An 8,958-nucleotide genomic window follows, 5' to 3' on the forward strand; every position below is an offset into this window, starting at 1 on the left:
CGTTCGCCGGCCGAAACCGACATAATTATCGCGGCGAACGGGCCCGGTGGGGACCGGCTCACACAGGCTCTCCGGGGCTCTCGTTGGTCGCACGAGGTGCTGGAAGGATGCATCTTGGCAGATCTCCGCCAGAGCAAGACAGACGCTAGTCCCAGTCAGAGTCGCCCGCAAAGTTCCTCGAATAACTCCGTACCCGGAGCGCCAAACCGAGTCTCTTTCGCCAAGCTGCGCGAACCGCTTGAGGTTCCGGGACTCCTCGACGTCCAGACCGATTCGTTCGAGTGGCTGATCGGCTCGTCGCGTTGGCGCGAGTTCGCCGCCAAGCGGGGTGATGTCAAACCGGTAGGCGGCCTCGAAGAGGTGCTCTACGAGCTGTCTCCGATCGAGGACTTCTCCGGGTCAATGTCGCTGTCTTTCTCCGACCCCCGCTTTGACGAGGTCAAGGCGCCGGTCGACGAGTGCAAAGACAAGGACATGACGTACGCGGCCCCGCTGTTCGTCACCGCCGAATTCATCAACAACAACACCGGTGAGATCAAGAGCCAGACGGTGTTCATGGGTGACTTCCCGATGATGACCGAGAAGGGCACGTTCATCATCAACGGGACCGAGCGTGTGGTGGTCAGCCAGCTGGTGCGGTCGCCCGGTGTGTACTTCGACGAAGCCATCGACAAGTCCACCGACAAGACGCTGCACAGCGTCAAGGTGATCCCGAGCCGCGGCGCTTGGCTCGAATTTGACGTCGACAAGCGCGACACCGTGGGCGTGCGCATCGACCGAAAGCGCCGGCAACCGGTGACCGTGCTGCTCAAGGCGCTGGGCTGGACCAACGAGCAGATTCACGAGCGGTTCGGTTTCTCCGAGATCATGATGTCGACGCTGGAGAAGGACAACACGGCCGGCACCGACGAGGCGCTGCTCGACATCTACCGCAAGCTACGTCCGGGCGAGCCGCCGACCAAGGAGTCCGCGCAGACGCTGCTGGAGAATCTGTTCTTCAAGGAGAAGCGCTACGACCTGGCCCGTGTCGGTCGCTACAAGGTCAACAAGAAGCTCGGGCTGCATGCGGGCGAGCCCATCACGTCGTCGACGCTGACCGAAGAAGACGTCGTGGCCACCATCGAATATCTCGTTCGGCTGCACGAGGGTCAAACCACAATGACCGTTCCGGGCGGTGTCGAGGTGCCGGTGGAAACCGATGACATCGACCACTTCGGCAACCGCCGGCTGCGTACGGTCGGCGAGTTGATCCAGAACCAGATCCGGGTCGGCATGTCGCGGATGGAGCGGGTGGTCCGGGAGCGGATGACCACCCAGGACGTCGAGGCGATTACGCCGCAGACGTTGATCAACATCCGGCCGGTGGTCGCCGCGATCAAGGAGTTCTTCGGCACTAGCCAGCTGTCCCAGTTCATGGACCAGAACAACCCGCTGTCGGGGCTGACGCACAAGCGCCGGCTGTCGGCACTGGGGCCGGGTGGTTTGTCGCGTGAGCGAGCCGGGCTGGAGGTCCGCGACGTGCACCCGTCGCACTACGGCCGGATGTGTCCGATCGAGACCCCGGAAGGCCCGAACATCGGCCTGATCGGCTCGCTGTCGGTTTATGCCCGGGTCAACCCGTTCGGGTTCATCGAAACGCCGTACCGCAAGGTGGTCGACGGTGTGGTCAGCGATGAGATTGAGTACCTGACCGCCGACGAGGAGGACCGCCACGTCGTGGCGCAGGCCAACTCGCCGATCGACGACGACGGCCGGTTCCTCGAGGAGCGCGTTCTGGTGCGCCGCAAGGCGGGCGAGGTGGAATACGTGTCCTCGTCCGAGGTGGACTACATGGACGTCTCACCTCGCCAGATGGTGTCGGTGGCCACCGCCATGATCCCCTTCCTCGAGCACGACGACGCCAACCGTGCCCTGATGGGTGCCAACATGCAGCGCCAGGCGGTACCGCTGGTGCGCAGCGAAGCGCCGCTGGTGGGCACCGGCATGGAGCTGCGTGCGGCGATCGACGCCGGCGACGTCGTCGTCGCCGAGGAAAGCGGCGTCATCGAGGAGGTGTCGGCCGACTACATCACCGTGATGCACGACAACGGCACCCGGCGCACCTACCGGATGCGCAAGTTCGCCCGCTCCAACCACGGCACCTGCGCCAACCAGTCCCCGATCGTGGACGCCGGGGAGCGGGTCGAGGCCGGCCAGGTGATCGCCGACGGTCCGTGTACCGACGACGGCGAGATGGCGTTGGGTAAGAACCTGCTGGTGGCGATCATGCCGTGGGAGGGCCACAACTACGAGGACGCGATCATCCTGTCCAACCGCCTGGTTGAAGAGGACGTGCTCACCTCGATCCACATCGAGGAGCACGAGATCGACGCCCGCGACACCAAGCTGGGCGCCGAGGAGATCACCCGCGATATCCCCAACGTCTCCGACGAGGTGCTCGCCGACCTGGACGAGCGCGGCATTGTGCGCATCGGCGCGGAGGTTCGGGACGGGGACATCCTGGTCGGCAAGGTCACCCCGAAGGGTGAGACGGAGCTGACGCCGGAGGAGCGGCTGCTGCGGGCTATCTTCGGGGAGAAGGCCCGTGAAGTCCGCGACACCTCGTTGAAGGTGCCGCACGGCGAATCCGGCAAGGTGATCGGCATTCGGGTGTTCTCCCGCGAGGACGACGACGAATTGCCAGCCGGTGTCAACGAGCTGGTGCGGGTCTATGTCGCCCAGAAACGCAAGATCTCCGACGGTGACAAGCTGGCCGGCCGACACGGCAACAAGGGCGTGATCGGCAAGATCCTGGCGGTCGAGGACATGCCGTTCCTTCCGGACGGCACCCCGGTGGACATCATCCTCAACACCCACGGTGTGCCGCGACGGATGAACATCGGCCAGATCCTGGAGACCCATCTCGGCTGGGTGGCCAAGTCTGGGTGGAAGATTGACCGCGATGAGCGCAACGGCGTGCCGGACTGGGCTGGCAGGCTGCCCGACGAGCTGCTCGCGGCCGATCCGAACGCCATCGTGTCGACACCGGTGTTCGACGGTGCCCAGGAGGCCGAGCTGCAAGGCCTGCTGTCATGCACGCTGCCCAACCGCGACGGTGAAGTGTTGGTGGACGGTGACGGCAAGGCCAAGCTGTTCGACGGGCGCAGCGGCGAGCCGTTCCCGTACCCGGTGACGGTTGGCTACATGTACATCATGAAGCTGCACCACTTGGTGGACGACAAGATCCACGCCCGCTCCACCGGCCCGTACTCGATGATCACCCAGCAGCCGCTGGGTGGTAAGGCGCAGTTCGGTGGCCAGCGGTTCGGCGAGATGGAGTGCTGGGCCATGCAGGCCTATGGCGCGGCGTACACGCTGCAGGAGCTGCTGACCATCAAGTCCGACGACACCGTCGGCCGGGTAAAGGTGTACGAGGCGATCGTCAAGGGCGAGAACATCCCGGAGCCGGGCATTCCCGAGTCGTTCAAGGTGCTCCTCAAGGAGCTGCAGTCGCTGTGCCTGAACGTCGAGGTGCTCTCGAGTGACGGCGCGGCGATCGAGTTGCGCGAAGGTGAGGACGAGGATCTTGAGCGGGCCGCGGCGAATCTCGGAATCAACTTGTCCCGCAACGAATCCGCGTCTGTAGAAGATCTAGCGTGATCTTTCGGTTGAATTATTAACCCGCAAGGGGAAAGGGAGTTACGTGCTCGACGTCAACTTCTTCGATGAACTCCGTATTGGCCTGGCCACCGCGGAGGACATCAGGCAATGGTCATACGGCGAAGTCAAGAAGCCCGAGACGATCAACTACCGCACGCTCAAGCCGGAGAAGGACGGCCTGTTCTGCGAGAAGATCTTCGGACCGACTCGCGACTGGGAGTGCTACTGCGGAAAGTACAAGCGCGTGCGCTTCAAGGGCATCATCTGTGAGCGTTGCGGCGTCGAGGTGACCCGGGCCAAGGTGCGTCGGGAGCGGATGGGCCACATCGAACTGGCCGCACCGGTCACGCACATCTGGTACTTCAAGGGAGTGCCGAGCCGGCTGGGGTACCTGCTGGACCTGGCGCCGAAAGACCTCGAGAAGATCATCTACTTCGCCGCGTATGTGATCACCGCCGTCGACGATGAGATGCGGCACAACGAGCTGTCGACGCTCGAGGCCGAAATGGCCGTGGAACGCAAGGGTGTCGAGGATCAGCGCGACGCCGACCTCGAGGCCCGGGCGCAGAAGTTGGAGGCCGACCTGGCCGAGTTGGAGGCCGAGGGCGCGAAAGCCGACGCCAGGCGCAAGGTTCGCGACGGCGGTGAACGCGAGATGCGCCAGATCCGCGACCGTGCGCAGCGCGAGCTGGACCGGTTGGAGGACATCTGGAGCACCTTCACCAAGCTGGCTCCCAAGCAGCTGATCGTCGACGAGAACCTCTACCGCGAACTCATCGACCGCTACGGCGAGTACTTCACCGGCGCCATGGGTGCGGAGTCGATCCAGAAGCTCATCGAGAATTTCGACATCGACGCCGAGGCTGACTTGCTGCGCGAGGTCATCCGAAGCGGTAAGGGGCAGAAGAAACTTCGTGCCTTGAAGCGTTTGAAGGTGGTCGCGGCTTTCCAGCAATCGGGCAACTCGCCGATGGGCATGGTGCTCGACGCCGTCCCGGTCATCCCGCCGGAGCTGCGCCCGATGGTGCAGCTCGACGGTGGCCGGTTCGCCACCAGCGACCTCAACGACCTGTACCGCAGGGTGATCAACCGAAACAACCGGCTCAAGAGGCTGATCGATCTCGGCGCGCCCGAGATCATCGTCAACAACGAGAAGCGGATGCTGCAAGAGTCCGTTGACGCGCTGTTCGACAATGGCCGACGGGGGAGACCGGTTACCGGGCCGGGCAACCGTCCGCTGAAGTCGCTGTCGGATCTACTCAAGGGCAAGCAGGGCCGGTTCCGCCAGAACCTACTCGGCAAGCGTGTCGACTACTCGGGCCGCAGCGTTATCGTGGTCGGCCCGCAGCTCAAGCTGCACCAGTGCGGCCTGCCCAAGCTGATGGCGCTGGAGCTGTTCAAGCCGTTCGTGATGAAGCGGCTCGTCGACCTCAACCATGCGCAGAACATCAAGAGCGCCAAGCGAATGGTGGAGCGCCAGCGCCCGCAGGTGTGGGATGTGCTTGAAGAGGTTATCGCCGAGCACCCGGTCCTGCTGAACCGCGCGCCCACCCTGCACCGGCTAGGTATTCAGGCTTTCGAGCCAATGCTGGTGGAAGGCAAGGCTATTCAGCTGCACCCGTTGGTCTGTGAGGCGTTCAACGCGGACTTCGACGGTGACCAGATGGCGGTGCATCTGCCGCTGAGCGCCGAGGCGCAGGCCGAAGCCCGCATTCTGATGTTGTCGTCCAACAACATTCTGTCGCCCGCGTCTGGCCGGCCGTTGGCCATGCCGCGATTGGACATGGTGACCGGGCTGTACTACCTGACCACCGAGGTCTCCGGTGACACTGGCGAATACCAGCCGGCCGAAAAGGACCGCCCGGAGACTGGTGTCTATGCCTCCCCGGCCGAAGCGATCATGGCGGCAGACCGTGGTGTGCTCTCGGTGCGGGCCAAGATCAAGGTGCGGCTGACCCAGCTGCGTCCGCCGGCCGAGATCGAAGCCGAGCTGTTCGGCGCCAACGGCTGGCAGCCGGGTGATGCGTGGATGGCCGAGACCACACTGGGCCGGGTGATGTTCAACGAGCTGCTACCGCTGGGCTATCCGTTCGTTAACAAGCAGATGCACAAGAAGGTGCAGGCCGCCATCATCAACGACCTGGCCGAGCGCTACCCGATGATCGTGGTCGCCCAAACCGTCGACAAGCTCAAGGACGCCGGCTTCTACTGGGCGACCCGAAGCGGTGTCACTGTCTCCATGGCCGACGTGTTGGTCCCGCCCCGCAAGAAGGAGATCCTCGACCACTACGAGGACCGGGCCGACAAGGTCGAAAAGCAGTTCCAGCGTGGCGCTTTGAACCACGACGAGCGCAACGAGGCGCTGGTGGAGATCTGGAAGGAAGCTACCGACGAGGTCGGTCAGGCGTTGCGGGAGCACTACCCCGACGACAACCCGATCATCACCATTGTCGACTCCGGTGCTACCGGTAACTTCACCCAGACCCGAACGCTGGCCGGCATGAAGGGTCTGGTGACCAACCCGAAGGGTGAGTTCATCCCGCGGCCGGTCAAGTCGTCCTTCCGTGAGGGCCTGACCGTGCTGGAGTACTTCATCAACACCCACGGCGCTCGAAAGGGCTTGGCGGACACCGCGTTGCGTACAGCCGACTCGGGGTATCTGACCCGGCGTCTGGTGGACGTGAGCCAGGACGTGATCGTCCGCGAGCACGACTGCCAGACCGAGCGCGGCATCGTCGTGGAGTTGGCGGAGCGTCAGGCAGGGCTTGATGGCACGGCAACTCTCATCCGCGACCCGTACATCGAGACCTCGGCGTACGCGCGCACATTGGGCACCGACGCGGTCGACGAGGCCGGCAAGGTCGTCGTCGCCCGCGGCGAGGACCTGGGTGACCCGGAGATCGACGCGCTGCTGGTCGCGGGCATCACGGCGGTCAAGGTGCGCTCGGTGCTGACCTGCACCACCGGCACCGGGGTGTGTGCCACCTGCTACGGGCGGTCCATGGCCACCGGCAAGCTGGTGGACATCGGTGAGGCCGTCGGCATTGTCGCCGCCCAGTCCATCGGTGAGCCCGGTACCCAGCTGACCATGCGTACCTTCCACCAGGGTGGTGTCGGTGAGGACATCACCGGTGGTCTGCCACGGGTCCAGGAGCTGTTCGAGGCCCGGGTACCGCGGGGCAAGGCGCCCATCGCCGACGTCACCGGCCGGGTCCGCCTCGAGGACGGCGAGCGCTTCTACAAGATCACCATCGTGCCCGACGACGGGGGCGAGGAAGTGGTCTACGACAAGCTCTCCAAGCGCCAGCGGCTGCGGGTGTTCAAGCACGAGGACGGATCCGAGCGGGTGCTCTCCGACGGTGACCACGTCGAGGTGGGCCAGCAGCTGATGGAAGGCTCCGCCGACCCGCACGAGGTGCTCCGTGTCCAGGGTCCCCGCGAGGTGCAGATCCACCTGGTCCGCGAGGTCCAGGAGGTCTACCGGGCCCAAGGTGTGTCCATCCACGACAAGCACATCGAGGTGATCGTTCGCCAAATGCTGCGCCGGGTGACCATCATCGACTCGGGCTCGACGGAGTTCTTGCCCGGCTCGCTGATTGACCGCGCGGAGTTCGAGGCGGAGAACCGGCGGGTGGTGGCCGAGGGCGGTGAGCCCGCGGCCGGCCGTCCGGTGCTGATGGGTATCACGAAGGCGTCGTTGGCCACCGACTCTTGGCTGTCCGCGGCGTCGTTCCAGGAGACCACGCGCGTGCTCACCGATGCGGCGATCAACTGCCGCAGCGACAAGCTCAACGGTCTGAAGGAGAACGTGATTATCGGCAAGTTGATCCCGGCCGGCACCGGTATCAACCGCTACCGCAACATCGCGGTGCAGCCCACCGAGGAGGCCCGCGCCGCGGCGTACACAATCCCGTCCTACGAGGATCAGTACTACAGCCCGGACTTCGGCCAGGCCACCGGTGCTGCGGTTCCACTGGACGACTACGGCTACTCGGACTACCGGTAGGGTATTCGCTGCGCCGAGCGTCACGCCAGCGCTGCGCTCGCGTCCGAGCGTCGCACTGGCGTGACACTCGGGCTCGCACGACGCGGTGCGGCATTAGCTCAGGTTCATCGCGGTCGTAGCGGGTTGAGGCTCAGCCACCTGGCCCGGCAGTAGGCAGCGCTTCGCGGAAAGGCTCGGACGCCAATGTTGTTGGCCACAATCATTTGGCCGCATCCAAACAATAGCGGCCTTTGAATCTATGCTGACCTCAAAACCGCCCGTCGCAATTGTGCGCCACACGCGACGCACTTGAAGCGGCCCACGTGAACTCAGGAGCTGCCAATGCAGTGCGCGTCCTTCCGGCGGCGATAAAGACGGCGAGCCGGCGGAGCGTGCGGAGTCGGGTGTTGTTGCGTCGCCACCCGACCAGGATGCTCCATCCAGGTCGCTCAAACCAACGTTCTCACCTGGCTTGCCATCTCAGGGGAGTCTCTCCATCCCCGCCCTCGGGTCACTAATTTTCAGGGGGCGGGCGCCTCAACCTAGGTTGGCAGAGAGGGCAACCGCCGGATCTCCGCCCAGTCCTCCTCAACACTCGCTTCCTCCCTGACTCGCCCGAGCCAAAGCGCTCCAGCAAGCAGGCCAAAATCCAGTTGCCGCGCTCTGGTCAGTATTCAGCTGCCGGCGACCCGATTGGTGGACAGCGGCTCCGTCGATTGGGGGACAGGGGGATTCAACCCACGTAGTGGCCGCTCAGCTGACAGACATCTTGGTGTCGCGGCGGCATTGTGGAACCAACGTTTTTCGTCACCAGGGAACCCGGAACGATTGTCAATTCACTGAGGAGCCAGATTGCAGCGGACCGTCCTTGGTGGGAAGATTCATCGCGCCACCGTCACACAGGCCGACTTGAACTACGTTGGATCGATTACTCTCGACGCTGACCTCATGGCGGCGTCCGGAATTGTTGAAGGCGAACAGGTCCACGTCGTCGACATCACCAACGGAGCGCGACTGGTCACCTACGCGATCACGGGTCCGGGTGGTTCCGGCGTCGTCGGAATAAATGGCGCGGCAGCACACCTTATTGCGCCGGGCGATCTGGTCATCATCATGTCGTATCTCATCGTTAGCGAAGAGGAACGTTGTGGCCATTCGGCGAAGGTGGTGCACGTTGACGCGGTCAACAGCATCGTTGGACTGGGGTCCGATCCGGCGCAGCCCGTCCCCGGAACTCTAGCCGAGTCAGTTTCTGGATCAATTTCCGGTCGGGACCTGTTGAGCGTCGCCGATGCGCTGTGAGCCGTTCTCAGTCGTTGTCGACTGGTGCATAA

The 8,958-nt window shown here is 64.1% G+C and carries 3 protein-coding genes; all 3 read left to right on the forward strand.

Annotated elements, in window-relative coordinates; translation table 11 throughout:
* The first annotated feature begins 114 nt into the window (after nucleotides 1-114).
* The 3 genes from AADZ55_RS04140 (at nucleotide 115) to panD (ending at nucleotide 8,926) form a co-directional block, all read left to right on the forward strand.
* Nucleotides 115-3,639: a DNA-directed RNA polymerase subunit beta gene (locus AADZ55_RS04140; RefSeq protein WP_085323745.1), complete on the forward strand. Its 3,525-nt coding sequence runs from the start codon at nucleotides 115-117 to the stop codon at nucleotides 3,637-3,639.
* Between the two features lie 43 nt (nucleotides 3,640-3,682).
* On the forward strand, nucleotides 3,683-7,645 hold the full coding sequence (locus AADZ55_RS04145; protein WP_085323484.1) for a DNA-directed RNA polymerase subunit beta': 3,963 nt from the start codon (nucleotides 3,683-3,685) through the stop codon (nucleotides 7,643-7,645).
* Between the two features lie 831 nt (nucleotides 7,646-8,476).
* The gene (gene panD / locus AADZ55_RS04150; protein WP_085323483.1) at nucleotides 8,477-8,926 is read left to right on the forward strand and encodes an aspartate 1-decarboxylase; all 450 of its coding nucleotides are present in this window, start codon (nucleotides 8,477-8,479) and stop codon (nucleotides 8,924-8,926) included.
* Nucleotides 8,927-8,958 lie beyond the last annotated feature (32 nt).

The sequence above is a fragment of the Mycobacterium decipiens genome (genome assembly GCF_963853665.1).
Taxonomy (GTDB): Bacteria; Actinomycetota; Actinomycetes; order Mycobacteriales; family Mycobacteriaceae; genus Mycobacterium; species Mycobacterium decipiens.